23 protein-coding genes are annotated in these 16685 nt (G+C 64.5%); 14 read left to right on the forward strand and 9 right to left on the reverse strand.

Annotated elements, in window-relative coordinates; translation table 11 throughout:
* Positions 1-8: 8 nt before the first annotated feature.
* Positions 9-224 carry a hypothetical protein gene (locus AXW67_RS09890; RefSeq protein ID WP_063677784.1) on the reverse strand — a complete coding sequence of 72 codons (216 nt, stop codon included), beginning with the start codon at positions 222-224 and terminating at the stop codon, positions 9-11.
* Between the two features lie 251 nt (positions 225-475).
* Here AXW67_RS09890 and AXW67_RS43890 point away from each other — a divergent pair, with 251 nt between their 5' ends.
* The gene (locus tag AXW67_RS43890; RefSeq protein WP_201723657.1) at positions 476-637 is read left to right on the forward strand and encodes a hypothetical protein; all 162 of its coding nucleotides are present in this window, start codon (positions 476-478) and stop codon (positions 635-637) included.
* A gap of 35 nt (positions 638-672) precedes the next feature.
* Positions 673-1035 carry a hypothetical protein gene (locus AXW67_RS09895; RefSeq protein WP_063677733.1) on the forward strand — a complete coding sequence of 121 codons (363 nt, stop codon included), beginning with the start codon at positions 673-675 and terminating at the stop codon, positions 1033-1035.
* Between the two features lie 13 nt (positions 1036-1048).
* On the opposite strand, the gene AXW67_RS09900 is transcribed toward AXW67_RS09895, so the two are convergent.
* Both AXW67_RS09900 and pdxR read right to left on the reverse strand, forming a co-directional pair.
* Positions 1049-1294 (reverse strand): DUF6719 family protein, encoded by a 246-nt coding sequence (locus AXW67_RS09900; RefSeq protein ID WP_063677734.1) that lies wholly within the window; start codon positions 1292-1294, stop codon positions 1049-1051.
* 67 nt (positions 1295-1361) lie between these two features.
* The gene (gene pdxR, locus AXW67_RS09905; RefSeq protein WP_063677735.1) at positions 1362-2834 is read right to left on the reverse strand and encodes a MocR-like pyridoxine biosynthesis transcription factor PdxR; all 1473 of its coding nucleotides are present in this window, start codon (positions 2832-2834) and stop codon (positions 1362-1364) included.
* Positions 2835-2909: 75 nt separating this feature from the next.
* Here pdxR and AXW67_RS09910 point away from each other — a divergent pair, with 75 nt between their 5' ends.
* From AXW67_RS09910 to kynU, 5 genes are all read left to right on the forward strand, one after another.
* Complete coding sequence (locus AXW67_RS09910; RefSeq protein ID WP_063677736.1) at positions 2910-3635, forward strand: pyridoxamine 5'-phosphate oxidase family protein; 726 nt, start codon at positions 2910-2912, stop codon at positions 3633-3635.
* 52 nt (positions 3636-3687) lie between these two features.
* Positions 3688-4965, forward strand: a complete 1278-nt coding sequence (locus AXW67_RS09915) for an ArgE/DapE family deacylase (protein ID WP_063677737.1) — start codon at positions 3688-3690, stop codon at positions 4963-4965.
* A 243-nt stretch (positions 4966-5208) separates the two neighbouring features.
* The gene (locus AXW67_RS09920; RefSeq protein WP_063677738.1) at positions 5209-6018 is read left to right on the forward strand and encodes an alpha/beta hydrolase; all 810 of its coding nucleotides are present in this window, start codon (positions 5209-5211) and stop codon (positions 6016-6018) included.
* A gap of 33 nt (positions 6019-6051) precedes the next feature.
* On the forward strand, positions 6052-6891 hold the full coding sequence (kynA, locus tag AXW67_RS09925; RefSeq protein ID WP_063677739.1) for a tryptophan 2,3-dioxygenase: 840 nt from the start codon (positions 6052-6054) through the stop codon (positions 6889-6891).
* A gap of 8 nt (positions 6892-6899) precedes the next feature.
* Positions 6900-8108 (forward strand): kynureninase, encoded by a 1209-nt coding sequence (kynU, locus tag AXW67_RS09930; protein ID WP_063677740.1) that lies wholly within the window; start codon positions 6900-6902, stop codon positions 8106-8108.
* 285 nt (positions 8109-8393) lie between these two features.
* Here kynU and AXW67_RS09935 read toward each other — a convergent pair whose 3' ends face one another.
* A complete protein-coding gene (locus AXW67_RS09935) occupies positions 8394-9182 on the reverse strand; it encodes a cobalamin-binding protein (protein WP_063677741.1) in 789 nt (262 codons plus the stop codon).
* Positions 9183-9301: 119 nt separating this feature from the next.
* Here AXW67_RS09935 and AXW67_RS09940 point away from each other — a divergent pair, with 119 nt between their 5' ends.
* On the forward strand, positions 9302-9703 hold the full coding sequence (locus AXW67_RS09940) for a PaaI family thioesterase (protein ID WP_027551377.1): 402 nt from the start codon (positions 9302-9304) through the stop codon (positions 9701-9703).
* 148 nt (positions 9704-9851) lie between these two features.
* On the forward strand, positions 9852-10457 hold the full coding sequence (locus AXW67_RS09945; protein WP_063677742.1) for a GNAT family N-acetyltransferase: 606 nt from the start codon (positions 9852-9854) through the stop codon (positions 10455-10457).
* 74 nt (positions 10458-10531) lie between these two features.
* On the opposite strand, the gene AXW67_RS09950 is transcribed toward AXW67_RS09945, so the two are convergent.
* Entirely contained in the window at positions 10532-10837 is a 306-nt protein-coding gene (locus AXW67_RS09950) for a hypothetical protein (protein ID WP_063677743.1), read from the reverse strand.
* A 104-nt stretch (positions 10838-10941) separates the two neighbouring features.
* Positions 10942-11628 carry a DUF2161 domain-containing phosphodiesterase gene (locus tag AXW67_RS09955; protein ID WP_063677744.1) on the reverse strand — a complete coding sequence of 229 codons (687 nt, stop codon included), beginning with the start codon at positions 11626-11628 and terminating at the stop codon, positions 10942-10944.
* Between the two features lie 126 nt (positions 11629-11754).
* Between AXW67_RS09955 and AXW67_RS09960 the strand changes: the two genes are divergently transcribed.
* On the forward strand, positions 11755-12102 hold the full coding sequence (locus AXW67_RS09960; RefSeq protein ID WP_063677785.1) for a GrlR family regulatory protein: 348 nt from the start codon (positions 11755-11757) through the stop codon (positions 12100-12102).
* On the opposite strand, the gene AXW67_RS09965 is transcribed toward AXW67_RS09960, so the two are convergent.
* Positions 12099-12779 (reverse strand): SDR family oxidoreductase, encoded by a 681-nt coding sequence (locus tag AXW67_RS09965; protein WP_063677745.1) that lies wholly within the window; start codon positions 12777-12779, stop codon positions 12099-12101. The genes AXW67_RS09960 and AXW67_RS09965 overlap by 4 nt on opposite strands.
* Positions 12780-12895: 116 nt before the next feature.
* On the opposite strand from AXW67_RS09965, the gene AXW67_RS09970 reads away from it, so the two are divergent.
* A complete protein-coding gene (locus AXW67_RS09970) occupies positions 12896-13615 on the forward strand; it encodes an SGNH/GDSL hydrolase family protein (RefSeq protein ID WP_063677746.1) in 720 nt (239 codons plus the stop codon).
* Positions 13616-13625: 10 nt separating this feature from the next.
* On the opposite strand, the gene AXW67_RS09975 is transcribed toward AXW67_RS09970, so the two are convergent.
* Positions 13626-14369 carry a tyrosine-protein phosphatase gene (locus tag AXW67_RS09975; RefSeq protein ID WP_063677747.1) on the reverse strand — a complete coding sequence of 248 codons (744 nt, stop codon included), beginning with the start codon at positions 14367-14369 and terminating at the stop codon, positions 13626-13628.
* Between the two features lie 86 nt (positions 14370-14455).
* On the opposite strand from AXW67_RS09975, the gene AXW67_RS09980 reads away from it, so the two are divergent.
* Entirely contained in the window at positions 14456-14767 is a 312-nt protein-coding gene (locus tag AXW67_RS09980; protein ID WP_063677748.1) for an MliC family protein, read from the forward strand.
* 112 nt (positions 14768-14879) lie between these two features.
* On the opposite strand, the gene AXW67_RS09985 is transcribed toward AXW67_RS09980, so the two are convergent.
* Complete coding sequence (locus AXW67_RS09985) at positions 14880-15080, reverse strand: DUF2735 domain-containing protein (protein ID WP_063677749.1); 201 nt, start codon at positions 15078-15080, stop codon at positions 14880-14882.
* A 78-nt stretch (positions 15081-15158) separates the two neighbouring features.
* Between AXW67_RS09985 and AXW67_RS42690 the strand changes: the two genes are divergently transcribed.
* A complete protein-coding gene (locus AXW67_RS42690) occupies positions 15159-15437 on the forward strand; it encodes a hypothetical protein (protein WP_161491245.1) in 279 nt (92 codons plus the stop codon).
* A 177-nt stretch (positions 15438-15614) separates the two neighbouring features.
* Positions 15615-16649: a glutamine synthetase beta-grasp domain-containing protein gene (locus tag AXW67_RS09995; protein WP_063677751.1), complete on the forward strand. Its 1035-nt coding sequence runs from the start codon at positions 15615-15617 to the stop codon at positions 16647-16649.
* The last annotated feature ends 36 nt before the right edge of the window (positions 16650-16685 follow it).

The following is a 16685-nucleotide window of genomic DNA, read 5'->3' on the forward strand; positions in this document are numbered from 1 at the left end:
CGGCGTCTTTAATCCTGACGCGGCGCGCGCGGCTTGACGAGATGCGAGCCGGTCAGCCGCACGAATGTCGGCGGCGCGGCCTCGCAGCCGGGGCTGGATTGCTGCGCCATCGTGCCGGAAGAATTGGCGCCCGACGAGGCGGTGCGGCCGTGGTCGGGTCGTTGATTGGCGCAGTCCGTCCACTGGTCCGAGTCGCGCGACGCTGCGCGATCTGTCGCCATCATGATGGCCATCCCTCAGGTGAACGCCCGGGCGCATGGCCGCTTGCCGGACAAGGTGAAACTGCTGCGCGACCCGTCTGAAATGATTGGTGTTTTCCGAGAATTGTTTCGTCGCCTCGCGTCCGACGAAACAATTCGCACGAACACGAAACCATTTTGCGCTTTTGGCGCATCACGGACGAAACGACGCATGGTTATCAGGTTCCGCAACGAAAACGGCGCACCGCCGGCCGAACAGATCCTGGAGACAGTCAATGCGCGCGCTCAGCTTCATCCTTGCTTTCGGCCTCGTGCTCGTTGGCTCCTCGGTGGCGGGTTCGGCCGATGGCAGCCTGCCGGGCGTTGGCACCTTCGAGTACAGCGGCTCGCCGGTTGCCCCGGCGCCGCAGCCGATCGTGGTCGCTGCGCGCTTCTGATCGCAAGGCAAAGAAAACCAGCCGGCACCGCCATCATGCACTTCCGTCTTTGCGCCGCAGCATTCATTTCCCTCGCAGCAATCAGTTCTGCCCAGGCGCAGGTGCGCTCTCCGAATAGATTGCCGGATCCCCGCGGCGAGTTCGTGCGGCTATGCGCGCCGCACATGCTCGGCCGCTGGGAGCATCCGGAGGAGGTTTGCGGCTGCCTGCATGATCATGCCGCGGCGGTCGTCGAGGACCGTGACCTGCGCGAAGCATTGCTGCGCGGCATCAGCGAGACCGGCGTGCCGACGATCGAGACCGACTGGGTCCCGGCATCCAAGCAGAGCGAGATCGGTCCGACCTTCACCAAGATCGCCAAGCCGACCTTGCAGTGCATGTTCGAACCGGCGAAGTAGGGCTTTTAGTCCGTCACTTCGATTTCGGACCGAAACGCGGCACGCAGGCACTCGTCCGCGAGACCCCTTGGTCGGTCATCTTCGCGCCGCGCACTTCCTTGACTTGTCCGGCGGGGCAGGTTCCGTCATCCACGAGCACACGCTGACCAAGCTTGAGGTCGACGATGTCCTGTTCGCGGCCGACGGTGCCCGCGCGGGCCGTGGTGGCGAGCGCGATCGAGATCAGGAGCGAAAGGCAGGTCGCGCGGCGCAGCAGCATGATGAGAGGTCCCGGCATCGATGGCGCAATCTAGGGAGCTGCGCGCGATTCTGATAGTGAACCTTCGTCACGCCCGGCGGGCCGGCTTGCTTTTGGCGCGCAAGGCCGCGCGCGACGCGCGTGCCAGCAGCTCTGCGGATGCGACGAGTTGCGGAATCGCATGCCCCGAAAATCCCAGCACGAAGCCGGGCAGAGGACGCGCGCGCATATAGGTGTCGGCCAACAGCCAACCCTCCGCACCGGCGGCTTGTTTCGCCTGGGCCGCGACCGCAAGATCGATCGATGCATCGAACCGCGCGACCAGATGCAGGCCCTGCGACGGCACCGGCACCGAGAGTATCCCGTCGGACGCGGCTTCGAGCGTCGTCGCCAGCGCATCGCGCGCCTCGCGATAGAGTTTTCGCACGCGCTTCAGATTTGCAGCGAAGGCGCCGGAATGGAGCATGTCGGCGACCGCGCCTTCCATCAGCGTGCCGGGAAAGCGGTCGAGTGCGGCGCGCGCGGCCGTGACGTCAATGATGAGGCGCTCGGGCAGCGCGCAATAGCCGATGCGCAGGCCAGGAAACAGGGTTTTTGCAAAGGTGCCCATGTAGATCACGCGCTGGAGACGATCGATGCCGGCGAGCGACATAAGCGGCGCGCCGTCGTAGCGGAACTCGCTGTCGTAATCGTCCTCGAACACGAAGGCGCCGGCCGTCTTCGCCCAGTCCAAAAGCTCGAGCCGCCGCGGCATCGACATCTGCACGCCCAGCGGAAATTGATGCGACGGTGTCACATAGGCCGCGCGCGCGGAAGGTGCCGCGGTGCGGCCCTTGGCGATGCGCATGCCATGCTCGTCGACGGGAACAGACACCGTGCGATAGCCACAATGGGCAATTGTCCTGCCGGCGGCGGGATAGCCGGGATCCTCGCACCAGACCTGATCGTTCGGTTTGAGGATCGCGCCGAGGACGATGCGTAACGCGTGTAACGTTCCCGACGTGAGCATGATCTGGTCGGGATCGCAACGCAGGCCGCGCGCCGACAACAGGTGATCGGCGATTGCGGCGCGCAGCTCGCGGCTGCCGCGCGGATCGCCATAATGGAGATGCTCGGCACCGAAGGCACGCATGCGCCGCCCCACGAAGGCGCGGAAGCGCTGCACCGCGCGCTCGTCGATATGGGTGCACCCGAGCGAGAACGCGCCCTGACGCGGCGCCTCGACCGCGGCTTTCGGCTTGGTTGGCCCGGCCGCGCGTGCCGGAATGCGCGCGGCGACGAAGGTGCCGGAGCCGACGGTCGCTTCGGCGAAGCCGTCGGCGATGAGGCGTTCATAGGCGATGACCACCGCGTTGCGTCGAAATCCCGTCTGCTTTGCGAGCGTGCGCGATGGCGGCAACGGCTCGCCGGGCTTCACCAGCCCGCTCACGATCGTCTCGCACAGCGCCTGGTAGAGCCGCTGCGCCGCGGAGGCGCCGGCCGTGATGTGCGGGCCGGTGAGGTCGAGCGGCAGCTCGGACTTGGCCGGCGAGGGTGCCAAATTGGTCGGAATTTTTTGCATGGAATTGGCACTATCGCAGACCAAATCCACCGCTACAACTGTTCTGGAATTCTTCCAGTCCCGACAGGAGCGACCGTGAGCCAAAGCGATACTCAAAGTTCCTATCCGACGTCAGCGCGCAATCAGGTTAAGCGCCGTCACGACCGCGGCTTCTACGATCACGCCACCGTTCACCGCATCCTGGACTCCTCGATGCTCTGTCACGTCTCCTATGCGATCGACGGCCAGCCCTATTGCACGCCGACCTTCTTCTGGCGCGAGGGGACGAAGCTCTATTGGCACGGCTCAAGCGCCAGCCGCATGCTGCGCAACCAGTCGAAGGGCGAGCGCGTGTGCGTGACGGTGGCCCATCTCGACAGCCTCGTGCTGGCGCGCTGCGGCTTCAACCACTCCGCCGACTACCGTGCCGTGATGGCCTTCGGCATCGCCTATCTCGTCACCGATCCCGAGGAGAAGCAGCGTGCGCTGGTCGCCATGGTCGACCGCTTCTTCCCGGATCGCACGGCAAGCTTGCGCCAGAGCAACACGCAGGAGATCAAGGCGACCTCCTTCATCGCGATGGAGATCGAGGAGGCGTCGGCGAAAATCCGCGCCAAGGGTGTCGCCGACGACGAGGAGGACTACGCGTTGCCGATCTATGCCGAGCGCATTCCGGTGCGCACGGTGCTCGGCGCGCCGGAGCCGTGCGCGCGTCTGCTCGACGGCGTGACGCGGCCTGCGACGCTGAATGGCTATACCGAAGGCCGGTTGCTCGAAGATGCATTGCGGGGTGCCTATTTTAAGCAGTACCCGACCGGCTGAAATCGGCTAGCTTGCGCGCTCCTTGGACCTCTTGAATGCCTGGAGTTGCCTGATGAATGCCGAAACGCAGCAGAGGATTGTCGACGCCGTCGACGCCGGCTTCGACACCCAGCTTGCGACCACACGCGATTTCGTCGCGATCCCCTCGACCCGCGGTGCCGAGGGTCCGTGCCAGGACATGATCGGCGACCTCCTGCGCGCGCGCGGCTACGAGGTCGACGACTGGCACATCGATGTCGACGATTTGAAGGACCTGCGCGGCTTTGGGCCGATCGAGCATGATTTCTCCAGGGCGCGCACGGTGGTCGGCACCTATCGTCCCAGGATCGAGGCCGGCAAATCGCTGATCCTGCAGGGGCACTGCGACGTGGTGCCTGCCGGTCCGCTGGAGCTGTGGGATACCCCGCCATTCTCGCCGGTGATCAAGGACGGCAAGATGTTCGGCCGCGGCGCCTGCGACATGAAGTCCGGCACCATCGGCGCGCTCTATGCGCTGGACGCGATCAAGGCCGCTGGTCTCCGGCCGACGGCGCGGATCCACTTCCAGTCAGTGATCGAAGAGGAGAGCACCGGCGTCGGTGCGCTCTCGACGCTTCAGCGCGGCTATCGCGCCGATGCCTGCTTCATTCCGGAGCCGACCGGCGGCAAGATGGTGCGCTCGCAGGTCGGCGTGATCTGGTTCCGCCTGCGCGTGAAAGGCCATCCGACCCATGTCGCCTTTGCCGGCTCCGGCGCCAACGCGATCATGGCGGCCTATCATCTGATCCAGGCGCTGCAAAAGCTCGAGATCGAGTGGAACGAGCGCGCCAAGGCCGACCGCCATTTCAAGACGCTGAATCATCCCATCAACTTCAACCCCGGCATCATCAAGGGCGGTGACTGGGCGTCCAGCGTGCCGGCCTGGTGCGACGTCGATTGCCGCATCGCGGTGCTGCCGGGCTGGTCGATCGCCGATCATCAGAAGGAGATTCTGGCCTGCGTCGCCGCCGCGGCGCGCAACCATCGCTTCCTCGTCAACAATCCGCCTGAGGTCGAATGGTCGGGCTTTTTGTCGGAAGGCTATGAGCTGACCGACGCCGCCGCTCCGGAAGCCGCCTTCGCCAAGGCCTTCGACAAGGCCTATGGCGGCGCGGTCGAGGATCTCGTTTTCACCGCGCTCACCGATATCCGCTTCTACGGCCTCAACCACGGCATCCCAAGCCTCTGCTTCGGCGCGAGCGGCGGCGAGATGCACGGCTTCAACGAATATGTCGACCTGGAGTCGCTGAAGAAGGCGACCAAGGCGATGGCGCTGTTCATCGCGGAATGGTGCGGGGTGGAGAAGGGGTAGGTGTTTCGCGCGCTGAGTTCGTAGGGTGGGCAAAGCGAAGCGTGCCCACCACTCCGAGCGGAAATGGTGGGCACGGCGCAAGAGCGCCTTTGCCCACCCTACGATTTCTGGATTCTGGGCGTCGCCGCTGCCCGAAACACGGGCGCCACCAAATGCTTTAAGCTTAAAATAAAGACTAGGATGCCGGCGGCGCCGGTGGCAGACTGGCGCGCAGTCGCAGGCCGAGTCCGTCAGGGAGTGACAATGCGCGATTGGGATGATGCCTATGCCAACTCGGCCCATGTGCCGGGCTCGGACAAGCTGCCGGCGCTGTGGGCGGAGCGGGCGGCGGCTTATCGTGCGGGACTCCGCGGCTTTCGCCCCGACATCGCCTACGGTCCCGGCCAGCGCCAGCACCTCGATCTCATCCTGCCCGATGGCGATAGCAAGGGCCTCGTCGTCTTCGTGCACGGCGGCTACTGGATGCGCTTTGACAAGTCGGACTGGACCGATCTCGCCGAAGGCGGACGGCATCACGGCTGGACGGTCGCGCTGCCGAGCTACACGCTGACGCCGGCCGCGCGCATTTCCGACATTACCGCAGAGATCGCCGCCGCCATCGCCAAGGCGGCCTCGCTCGTCTCCGGCCCGATCCGGCTTGCCGGCCATTCCGCCGGCGGTCATCTCGTCACGCGCATGCTGTGCGACGACAGCCGCCTCGAGCCTGCCGTCTACAACCGCATCGCCGCGACGCTCTCGATCAGCGGCCTGCACGATCTGCGCCCGCTGCTGAAGACGAAGATGAACCAGACGCTTCGGATGACGACGGAGGAGGCGACGCTCGAGAGCGCGGCGCTGCATGTGCCGCGTGGGCATGCGCCGGTTGCGGCCTGGGTCGGCGGCGCCGAACGGCCCGAGTTCATCCGCCAGTCCGAGCTGATGGCGAATGTCTGGACCGGTTTTGATGTGCCGACGCACCTTACGATCGAGCCCGGGCTTAACCACTTCACGGTGGTCGACGGACTGAAGGATCCGTTGTCGCCGATCACCGCGCGCCTGGTCGGCCTCGACTGAAGTTACGAGAGGGATGATCGAGAGGGGCTTGTCATGACGTCCAGCGATTACGATCCCACCAGCGAAGGCGCCGAGACCGATTTCACCCGGCGGATGTCGTACGGCGATTATCTGGCGCTGGATGCGATCCTCACCGCGCAGCATCCGCTGTCGGAGGCGCATGACGAGATGCTGTTCATCATCCAGCATCAGACCACCGAATTGTGGATGCGGCTCGCCATCCACGAGCTCAGCGCCGCGCGCCGCGCGATCGCGCAGGACGAGGTGGCACCGGCAATGAAGATGCTGGCGCGGGTGTCGCGCATCTTCGAGCAGCTCAACAGCGCCTGGGATGTGCTGCGCACCATGACGCCGAGCGAATACACGCGCTTCCGCTCGAAGCTCGGCCAGTCCTCGGGCTTCCAGTCGCGTCAGTACCGGCTGATCGAATATCTGCTCGGCAACCGCAACCACGCCATGCTGAAGCCGCACGCGCATGATCCAGAGACGACGAAACTCCTGGAGGCCGAGCTTGCGACGCCGAGCCTCTATGACGAGGTGCTGCGGCTCGCCGACCGCCGCGGCCTCAAGATACCGGCCGCGGTATTGTCGCGCGACGTACGCGAGACCCACAGCCTCCACGAGGGCGTACTTCAGGCCTGGCGCGAGGTCTACGAGGCGCCGGAGACGCACTGGATGCTCTACGAGCTCGCCGAAAAGCTCGTCGACTTCGAGGATTATTTTCGGCGCTGGCGCTTCAACCACGTGACGACGGTCGAGCGCGTCATCGGCTTCAAGCGTGGCACCGGCGGCACTGGTGGCGTGAGCTACCTCAAGCGCATGCTGGAGGTCGAGCTGTTCCCCGAGCTCTGGCGCGTCCGCACCATTCTCTAGAGGTGTCCATGACCGAAACCCGCTTGCGCGTCTATGACGACACCAGGGCGCTGTTCCATCTGCCTGACGGCGTGATCTATTTCGACGGCAATTCGCTCGGCGCACTGCCGCTTGGCGTGGCCGAGCGCGTCAACCGCGTCATCACGGCCGAGTGGGGCAAGGAGCTGATCCGCGCCTGGAACACGGCGGGCTGGTACGTCCAGCCGCGCCGGGTCGGCGACCGCATCGCGCGGCTGATCGGCGCGGAGGCCGGCTCTGTGATGATGGGCGATACGCTGTCGCTGAAGGTCTATCAGGCGCTCGCCGCCGCGCTCGACATGAACCGGGAGCGCCTGGTCGTGTTGTCGGACACCGGCAATTTCCCGACCGATCTCTACATGGCCGAAGGCCTGATTGCGACGCTGGGGCGCGGGCATCAATTGCGCCTGGTCGCGCCAGAGGAGATCGAGGCCGCGTTGTCGGAGGAGATCGCGGTGCTCTACATCACCGAGGTCGACTACCGCACCGGCCGCCGCCACGACATGGCGAAGCTGACCACAAAAGCGCATGCGCTCGGCATCGTCACCGTCTGGGACCTCGCGCATTCCGCCGGCGCGTTGCCGGTCGATCTCGCCGGCAGCGGCGCCGATTTCGCTGCCGGCTGCACCTACAAATATCTCAACGCCGGCCCCGGCGCGCCGGCCTTCCTCTACGTCGCGCCGCGTCATGCCGACAGGGCGCGGGCCGCGCTGTCCGGCTGGATGGGCCATGCAAAACCCTTTGCCTTCGATCTCGGCTATGCGCCTGCCGGCGGCGTCGAACGCATGCGCGTCGGCACTCCGCCGGTGCTGGCGATGGCAGCGCTGGAGGCCTCGCTCGACATCTGGGACCGCGTCGATATTGCCGACGTTCGTGCGCGCTCGCTGGCGCTCGGCGATTTGTTGATCGCCGAGGTCGAGCGCCGCTGTCCGCAGCTCAAGCTCGTCACGCCGCGCGTGCACGAACGCCGCGGCTCACAAGTCTCCTTTGCCTTCGACGGCGGCTATGCCGCCATGCAGGCCCTGATCGCCCGCGGCGTCATCGGCGATTTCCGCGCGCCGGATATCATGAGGTTTGGGATTACGCCGCTCTATATCGGCGAGGCCGAGGTGCTGAAGGCGGCTGAGATCATCGAGGAGATCGTCAAAGGCGAGGTGTGGAAGCGGCCGGAGTATCAGGTCGTGAACGCGGTGACGTGAGACGAGGGCGCTTCAACGTCATTGCGAGCGCAGCGAAGCAATCCAGAATCGTTCCCCGGCGATACTCTGGATTGCTTCGCTGCGCTCGCAAGGACGAGGAGGAAGGAGCCGTGTGCTCAACTCGATCACCGTCACCCTGAGGTGCCGGAGCGCAGCGGAGGCCTCGAAGGGCGACGGCCCGGCTGCATCCGGGCCGTTCATCCTTCGAGGCTCCCTGCACGGTGCTGCGCACCGTGCAGCTCGCGCCTCAGGATGACGGGCCATCGAGGGTGACGACGCAGCAATTCACCCGTGCTCGCCCCACAGCGCCCTCACAATCGCATCTAGCCCATCCGTCAGCGCGGCCGGCCCGGGTTGCAGGATGATCGTCGACTTGATCTCCACAATGCGATCGTCGCGCACGGCCGGAATCTCGGCCCAGCCATCGCGCTGGCGAATGCGGGCGGGCACGACCTTCTTGCCGCACCAGGAGGCGAGGATGATTTCGGGGGCGGCCTCACGGACAGCTTCCGCCGAGACGATGCGGTCCTTCGCGGACTGCCGATGCCGCAACTCCGGGAACACATCCTCGCCACCGGAGATCTCGATCAGCTCGGAGACCCAGCCGATGCCGGAGATCAGCGGATCATCCCACTCCTCGAAATAGACCTTTGGCCGAGGCGAGGGGCGGGGCGTTGCGGCGATCGCGGCGAGGCGATGTTCGAAATCCTCGGCTAGATGTCCCGCGCGCTCCGCCGCGCCGACCAGCGCCCCGAGCGTGCGGATCATCGCCAGGATGCCGGCGACGTCGCGCTGGTTGAAGGCGTGGACGGCAATGCCGGCGCGCACGAGATCGGCGACGATGCCGGCCTGGAGATCGGAGAAGGCCAGCACGAGGTCCGGTTCGAGCGCCAGGATTTTTGGAATGTCCGCCGAAACGAACGCCGACACCCGCGGTTTCTCACGACGCACTTGGGGCGGGCGCACCGCGTAACCGGAGACGCCGACGATGCGATCTTGCTCGCCGAGCAGGTAGAGCGTTTCGACCGTTTCCTCGGTCAGGCAGACGATGCGGCGGGGCGGGAAGTGGCGCATGGCAGGAGCATATGCCCAAATGCCGGCAAAGATGTCAGCAGGGCCATGACCTCGGACGTCATTGCTTTGCTGATCCAAGCCATTCACCTTGAGACAACAAGGAATTGGGAGGAGGTCCGATGACGCCGCTTGAGAAACTTAAAGCGATGAAGATGCCGTTCGCCGAGCTCAAGGGCGTCGAATTCGTCGAGGCCGAGAAGGATCGTGTGGTCGCACGGATGACGGTCAGGCCGGACCTCTGCACGCTCCACCACACCATTCACGGGGGCGCCGTGATGGCGCTGGCCGATTCCGTCGGCGCGGCCGCGACTGTCATCAACCTGCCGGAGGACGCCAAGGGCACCACCACGCTGGAGAGCAAGACCAACTTCATCGGCGGCGCCAAGGAGGGAACCACGGTGATCGCCACCGCTACGCCCGTCCACCGGGGCCGGCGGACCCAGGTCTGGACCACGCGGCTGGAGACCGAGGACGGTAAATTGGTAGCTGTCGTGACCCAGACGCAGCTAGTCCTCGTATGACTACGGAGCCTTGATTTCATTAACGAATTGTCACTTACATGCCGCTAACTTAGGCAGGTTCCCGTCTTGAAAAAGATGCTGCGACGCACAATATTGGGGACCTAGGGATTCGAACGCCTCCTCGAGGGACACCAAGAGGAGTTTTGACGTGGCACTAAAAGAGACCGTCCGCACCGCTCCGGGCTATGTACGGACCCTGATCCAGCAGGAAGAGCTGCCGCTCCTGCGCGATCACCTGCTGAGGCTCGACGCCGAAAGCCGGTACGACCGTTTCAACGGCTTTCTCGACGACAGCTTTATCGAGCGGTATGCCGCCCGCTGTGCCGAGGACGGCACCGTGATCGTCGCCTATATCGTCGACGGCGTGGTCCGTGGTGCGGCTGAGCTGCATCCGCCGGAAGGCGATTCGTTGCCCGAGGTCGCTTTCAGCGTGGAAGCCTCCGCGCGCCGCCAGGGCGTCGGCACGGTGCTGTTCCGCCGCCTGATCGCGGAGGCGCGCTGGAAGGCTTACACACGCCTGCGCATCACCACGGGTGCCGAGAATCACGCGATGCGGGGCCTTGCGAACAAGTTCGGCGCCCATCTGCAATTCCGCCATGGCGAATCGACCGGCACGATCGATCTCACCAAGCCGCCCGAAGCTGAACTGGCGGATCTTGCGGCAGCGCCGTTCACGGCCGGCCGCGCCATTCTCAGCTTCAACTCGACCTGCTGGAAGCTGATTTCCAGCATGTACGGCAATCGCGCAGCCTAAAGGCTGCTGCGCAGAATCAAAAAGCGGACCGGCAAAACCGGTCCGCTTTCATATTTGGGTCGACGAAAAAGCGCTCAGGTGCCGGTGCGCTTGTCGTTGCCGAAGCGGCGCACGACGCGGCGTTCGACCACGATCGAGCGCTGTGCGCCCTGTTCGCCGGCGATCACGCGGGTCGCCGAAACGCGGGTGTTGGTGCGTGCCTGCTTCTTGACTTCGGCCTGCACGACGTCGAGCGGCATCCCGATCAGCGCGGCAGCGATCTCGGCCTGCTGGTCATGATCGTCGGTGATGCCGACGGCGGCGAAAATCGCCTCGTCCAGGGTCGGCGGATCGTGGCGGACGCGCCGCGTGCCATATTTGGTATTCCAGTCTACGCTCATGGGGGCCTCGTTTCGATCCCGGGATACCTAGTGCTGCCTATGTTGCATTGCAATATGAATTTGCTGTGGCAAGTCAGCTATTCACGGCTTGCATCGATCCGATGTCAGGGCGGTGACGCGACACCGGCATCGAGCTCAACCCGTTGCTGCGGCCAGCGTTTCAGGGCCGCATGGCCGGCTTCCGTCAGGCCGTAGATCCCGCGCTCGGCGCGCTCAAACCAGCCATAGACATTGTGCAGCAGGATCTTGCCGGCATCCGGACAGCGTTCGCGCAGCTCGCGCACCTTCCGCGGCCCGTCGGCGAGCGCGGAGGCGCAGGCGAGCGCCTGCTGCCGGTAGGCCGTCATGATCGGCGTGCGCGTGCTGCCGCCGAGCACGGGATCGCCCTGGCGGCGCTGATGCTCGGCGACGAGGCGGGAGCGCGTCTTTGGCTCGCGGCGCGGGGCCGCCGTCGGTGGCTTCACCAGCACCTCGACCTGACCGCCGTCGGTCACGCCAAGCATGCCGAAGCCGAGCCGTCGGCAGAGATTGCGATAGCGCGCATCGCTCTCGCGTCCCTTGCCGCGCGCCGACATCTTCGCCGCGATCCAGATCTCGTCGGCCGCCGGCGCGCGGTCGACGGCCTGGAGGATCAGCTCGAGATTGAAGGCGAGCTTAAGCTCGCCGATCACCACGACCGGCGGATCGCCGGCGCTGAGGCCCACGAGATCGCAGCCGCCGATTTCGCCCTTGACCGTGAAGCCGAGCTCTTCGAGGAAGCGTTTGACGGGCAGATAAAGCGCGGTTTCCACTTGGTGTCCGATCGGAGAATCAGTTGCGGGCAGTCTAGCCCGGATCGGACTTGGCCCTCTGCGCCATTTGATCGGGAACCGATGGTGCGGCTATCCTGCACGGGGGACAGCCGGGCGCTTGCGAAGATGACAATCAGGAATGGGCTCTATCACATCCGGATCGAGATGCTGGATGGCGTGCAGGGCGGCAATCAGGGCGTCATGGTGTTGCGCGACGGCACCATGCGCGGCGGCGATTCATTCTTCTTCGCCTACGGCACCTACAGCTCGGGTGACGGCAAGTGGAAGGGCGAGCTGACCAACGAGGAGCACTCGCCATCGTTCGATGAGCGTCCGGTGTGGGGCCGCAAGGTCGTGACCATCGGCTTCAGCGGCACCTACACCGACGTGACCGCTTATGGCGAAGGCATTGCGCTTGCCGGCAAGCAGAGCATCCGCTTCAAGGGCAATCTGCGGCTGTTGGTGCCGGACTAGACCCGCCCGCTTACGGGGATCAGAGCACCGGTGATACCGCTCGCGGCGTCGCTGGCGAGGAACAGGATCACCTCGGCGAGCTCCTGCGGCGTCACCCATTTTGAGAAATCCGCCTTCGGCATGTCGGCGCGATTGGCCTTGGTGTCGATGATCGAAGGTAGCACCGCATTCACGGTGACCTTGCCTTTCCATTCGTTGGCCAGCGCCTCGGTGAGGCGATGCACGCCGGCTTTGGAGGCCGCGTAGGGGCCCATGCCGCCGCCGGCCTGGAGCGCGCCCATCGCGCCGATGTTGACGATGCGACCGGCCTTCGATGCGGCCAGATGCGGCAGCGCCGCGCGCGAGGTATTGAGCGCGGTCAGCACGTTGAGCGCATACATGCGCTGCCATGTCTTGACGTCCCCGTCGCCGACCGTCTCGAAGGCGAAGCCGCCGGCGATGTTGATCAGCGCGTCGAGCTTGCCGAAGTGCTTTGCCGCCGTATCGACGGCCGTCTTCGCCTGTGGCGCGTCGGACAGATCGACGCCGCCGATTTCGATGCGGTCGGCGGTCGCCGGCGTCTGCGAGGGGGCGTAGTCGATGCCGGCAATGCGCGCGCCGCGCGCCTGCGCAGCCTCGGCCACCACCTTTCCGAGCGCGCCGAGCGCGCCGGTCACGACAATGACTTTTCCCTGCACGATACTCTCCGTCGTTTCATTCGCGCAGACTATTGCGCAAGGCGAATTGGACTTGCAATGGCGGCCGCTTCAAGGCTGAATCATCGCAACCTTGGATCGCAAAGAGGGGGCTTGGCATGTCTGACAATTTGCCGATCATCGAATTTCCCTCCGCGATCGTCGACCTGAAATACCCGCTCAGGCAATTCCGGCGGGCGTTGGACGGAAAAGGACCGGTGCGGATCGTGGCCATGGGATCGTCCTCAACGGCAGGACGGGGCGATGTCGTTCCCTATCCTTATCGGCTCGAGATGTATCTACGGCAGCACTACAAGGATGCCGACCCTCATCCCGAGATCCGGATTGACGTGCTCAACCGGGGCAAGGGCGGAGAGGAGGCAAGCGACGAACTTCGGCGCTTCGAGACCGATATTTTCCAGGACAGTCCCGTGCTGGTGATCTGGCAGGTCGGGACGAACGCGGTGTTTCACAATGACCTCTACGATGTCGACGTGGTTGCCGCAAAGATCGGGGAAGGCCTGGCGCAGTTGCGCGATCGCGGATTCGAGGTCCTTCTGATCGATCCTCAATATGTGACGAAGATGCTCTGGGATGACCGTGCCGAGCTGTCGGACAAGATGGTGCAGTTGATCCACGCTGCTGCCGATCGCGCCGGGGTCAACCTGTTTCAACGCTGGGCGTTGATGCGGCATTGGCACGTGCAGAACGGCGTATCGTTCGAGCAATTGGTGGATCCGACTGACCCAGACAAGCTGCACCAGAGCGACTGGAGCACCTGGCAGGTGTCGCTGGCCCTCAAGTCAGCGATCGTCAAAGCCGCTGGGGCGACGAGCTGATTGGCGGCGATCACGACTGCAGATAGCGTGCCTTCAGCGCGCTCCGCTCCGGTGTCCCGAGCTTGAGCCCGTCACGCAAATAGGTTTCGAGATCGCCATATTCGGCGCGGACGGCCTCGAAGCCCGCATCGAGATAGGAGGCCTCGACGCTTCCGATGGCGTCGAGCACATCGGCGGGAAGATCGGCGGCGCTGGAGGCGTCGCGGCGGTAGAGCTGGTTGGTCAGCAGATAATCCCCGGCGATCACATCGTCCGCCACGCCGAGCGCATGCAGGATCAGCGCGCTGGCAAAGCCGGTGCGGTCCTTGCCGGCGGTGCAGTGGATGACGAGCGGCGCGCGGTCTTCCAGGAGGTGCCCGAACAGCGCGCGGAAACTGTGTGTGTTATGGCGGACATAGTTGCGATAGGACTCGCGCATGATCTCGAGCGCAACCGGCGCGGTCAGCGTGCCCCGCGCGAGCTCGGCGCGCAGCGAGGCCACCACGGTGGGTTCGATCGGCAGCGAGTGCACGGTGATCTCGTCGACGACGCAGACGCCGGCCGCGCGCTCCTCCACCCCGCGAAAATCGAACGCGCTTCTGACGCGCAGCGCGCGGACGATCTCGACGTCGGCGGTCGTGAGCAGGCCGAGATGGTTGGAGCGGAAGAGATGCCGCCAGCGCGTGGTGCGGCCGTCGGCGGTCGGATAGCCGCCGAGATCGCGAAAATTGCTGGCGCCTTGCAGGTTGAGGTGACGGGTATGGGAGTCTGACATGGGATCAGCTTGGGCTATGTTGCCGGCGGACGCGCGTAGCGGGCACCTTCGGGATTTTTTCTTGAAGTCTATTACAGGGGGCGATCATGGAGAGGCACAAGGCCATTATTTTGGCTTTCGCAGCAATGGCGGGAGGAACTTTCCAGGCGCTGCCGGCAGGCGCGCAGACATTCCAGACCTATCGTTGTGCCGATGGTACGCAGTTCATCGTGGGGTTTTATGACTACGACAAGCGCGCCTTTCTCCAGATCGACGGCGAGCCCATCACGCTCGCCAAGCGGCTGACGGTCTCGGGCACACGCTATTCAGGGGCGGGCATCACGCTGAAGATCGGCAGGACGGGCGCGACAACGGTCAATCACCTCAAGCGGCCTGTCACCGCCTGTGCGGCGATCTGAGCCCGTATTCCAACCGGGAATCAAAAAGGGTCGAAACAAAGTTGTTTCGACCCTTTTTCAACTTGCCGCCTGAGCTTGCGAGAGCGCGGCGGTACCGAACCAAACGCGGGCATCAGCGATCCCATTTTGGCTTGGCTTCGTCGATCGCCTCCTGATGGTACCAGCTTCCGCTGCAGATCGTCTCGTTCACGGGAGCTGCGACCTGTTCGGGAAGGCGGGTCTCGCCATAGCGGCGTCCCCCGAGGGCCGTGCGGCCCCCGACGGGGAATTGGTAGATCTTTGCAGATCCCTGACTCAGACCATTGTCAATCATTCGATATCTCCTTGGTCGAAGCGCTTGGCCTCCATGCTGCGCCCGACTCCTTCGATTGTGGTTACTGGAATCTCGATATTGGCCGAGCATTCGGAAATGCAAAGTGCTCAAAAGCACATCATTGACTGCTCATTCGTTGGGCAGCCCGTATTTTGCTTCCTCCAAGGCATCAGGCGGGTGACTAACGCGCGGGCCATTGCGAAGGTTGCGAGCGCCGGGGTGACGGCTTTGCAAAAATTGCGGGACAGTGCTGCGCGTTTCATCGACAACGGCGCTGCGGCGCCCGGCTGCATCAGAATCAAGCGTTTTCCGCGGGATTTTTGCAGTGCAGCTTCACGGAAAGGTGCGCTGCTATGACGCATGTCCCTGTGGACCACTGGCCGGCCCGCCGGCGCGGACCGTGACCGGTGGATAAAGGTCAGCACTGCGACCCTTTGGCACGTTAAATGCTTGTAAAGCGCCGGCCGATGATGGCCGGGTAAACGTGCGGGAACTCCCGGTTCCCACCTTTCGCATCATCTACAGAGAGGCTCAATGACCAAGTACAAGCTCGAGTACATCTGGCTCGACGGATATACGCCGACTCCGAATTTGCGCGGCAAGACTCAGATCAAGGAATTCGCGTCGTTCCCGACGCTCGAGCAGCTTCCGCTCTGGGGCTTCGATGGCTCCTCCACGCAACAGGCCGAAGGCCACAGCTCGGACTGCGTGCTGAAGCCGGTCGCGGTTTTCCCGGACGGCGCCCGCACCAACGGCGTCCTCGTGATGTGCGAAGTCATGATGCCCGATGGCAAGACCCCGCATCCGTCCAACAAGCGCGCCACCATCCTCGATGACGCCGGCGCCTGGTTCGGCTTCGAGCAGGAATACTTCTTCTACAAGGACGGCCGTCCGCTCGGCTTCCCGACCGCTGGCTATCCGGCGCCGCAGGGTCCGTACTACACCGGCGTCGGCTATTCGAACGTCGGCGACGTCGCGCGCAAGATCGTCGAAGAGCATCTCGACCTCTGCCTCACGGCCGGCATCAACCATGAAGGCATCAACGCGGAAGTCGCGAAGGGCCAGTGGGAATTCCAGATCTTCGGCAAGGGCTCCAAGACCGCTGCCGACCAGATGTGGATGGCCCGTTACCTGATGCTGCGCCTCACCGAGAAGTACGGCATCGACATCGAATTCCACTGCAAGCCGCTCGGCGACACCGACTGGAACGGCTCGGGCATGCATGCCAACTTCTCGACCGCCTATATGCGCGAAGTCGGCGGCAAGGAGTACTTCGAGGCGCTGATGGGCGCGTTCGAGAAGAACCTGATGGACCACATCGCCGTCTACGGCCCGGACAATGACAAGCGTCTGACCGGCAAGCACGAGACCGCGCCCTGGAACAAATTCAGCTATGGCGTGGCCGACCGCGGTGCCTCGATCCGCGTTCCGCACTCCTTCGTCAACAACGGCTACAAGGGCTATCTGGAAGACCGCCGTCCGAACTCGCAGGGCGACCCATACCAGATCGCTTCGCAGATCCTGAAGACGATCTCGTCCGTGCCGACCGACAAGAAGGCCGCGGCCTAAGATCCTCCCGGCCCGGGCTGGGGCTGGCCCGGGTTG

Origin of the sequence: Bradyrhizobium neotropicale, assembly GCF_001641695.1 — a bacterium.
Taxonomy (GTDB): domain Bacteria; phylum Pseudomonadota; class Alphaproteobacteria; order Rhizobiales; family Xanthobacteraceae; genus Bradyrhizobium; species Bradyrhizobium neotropicale.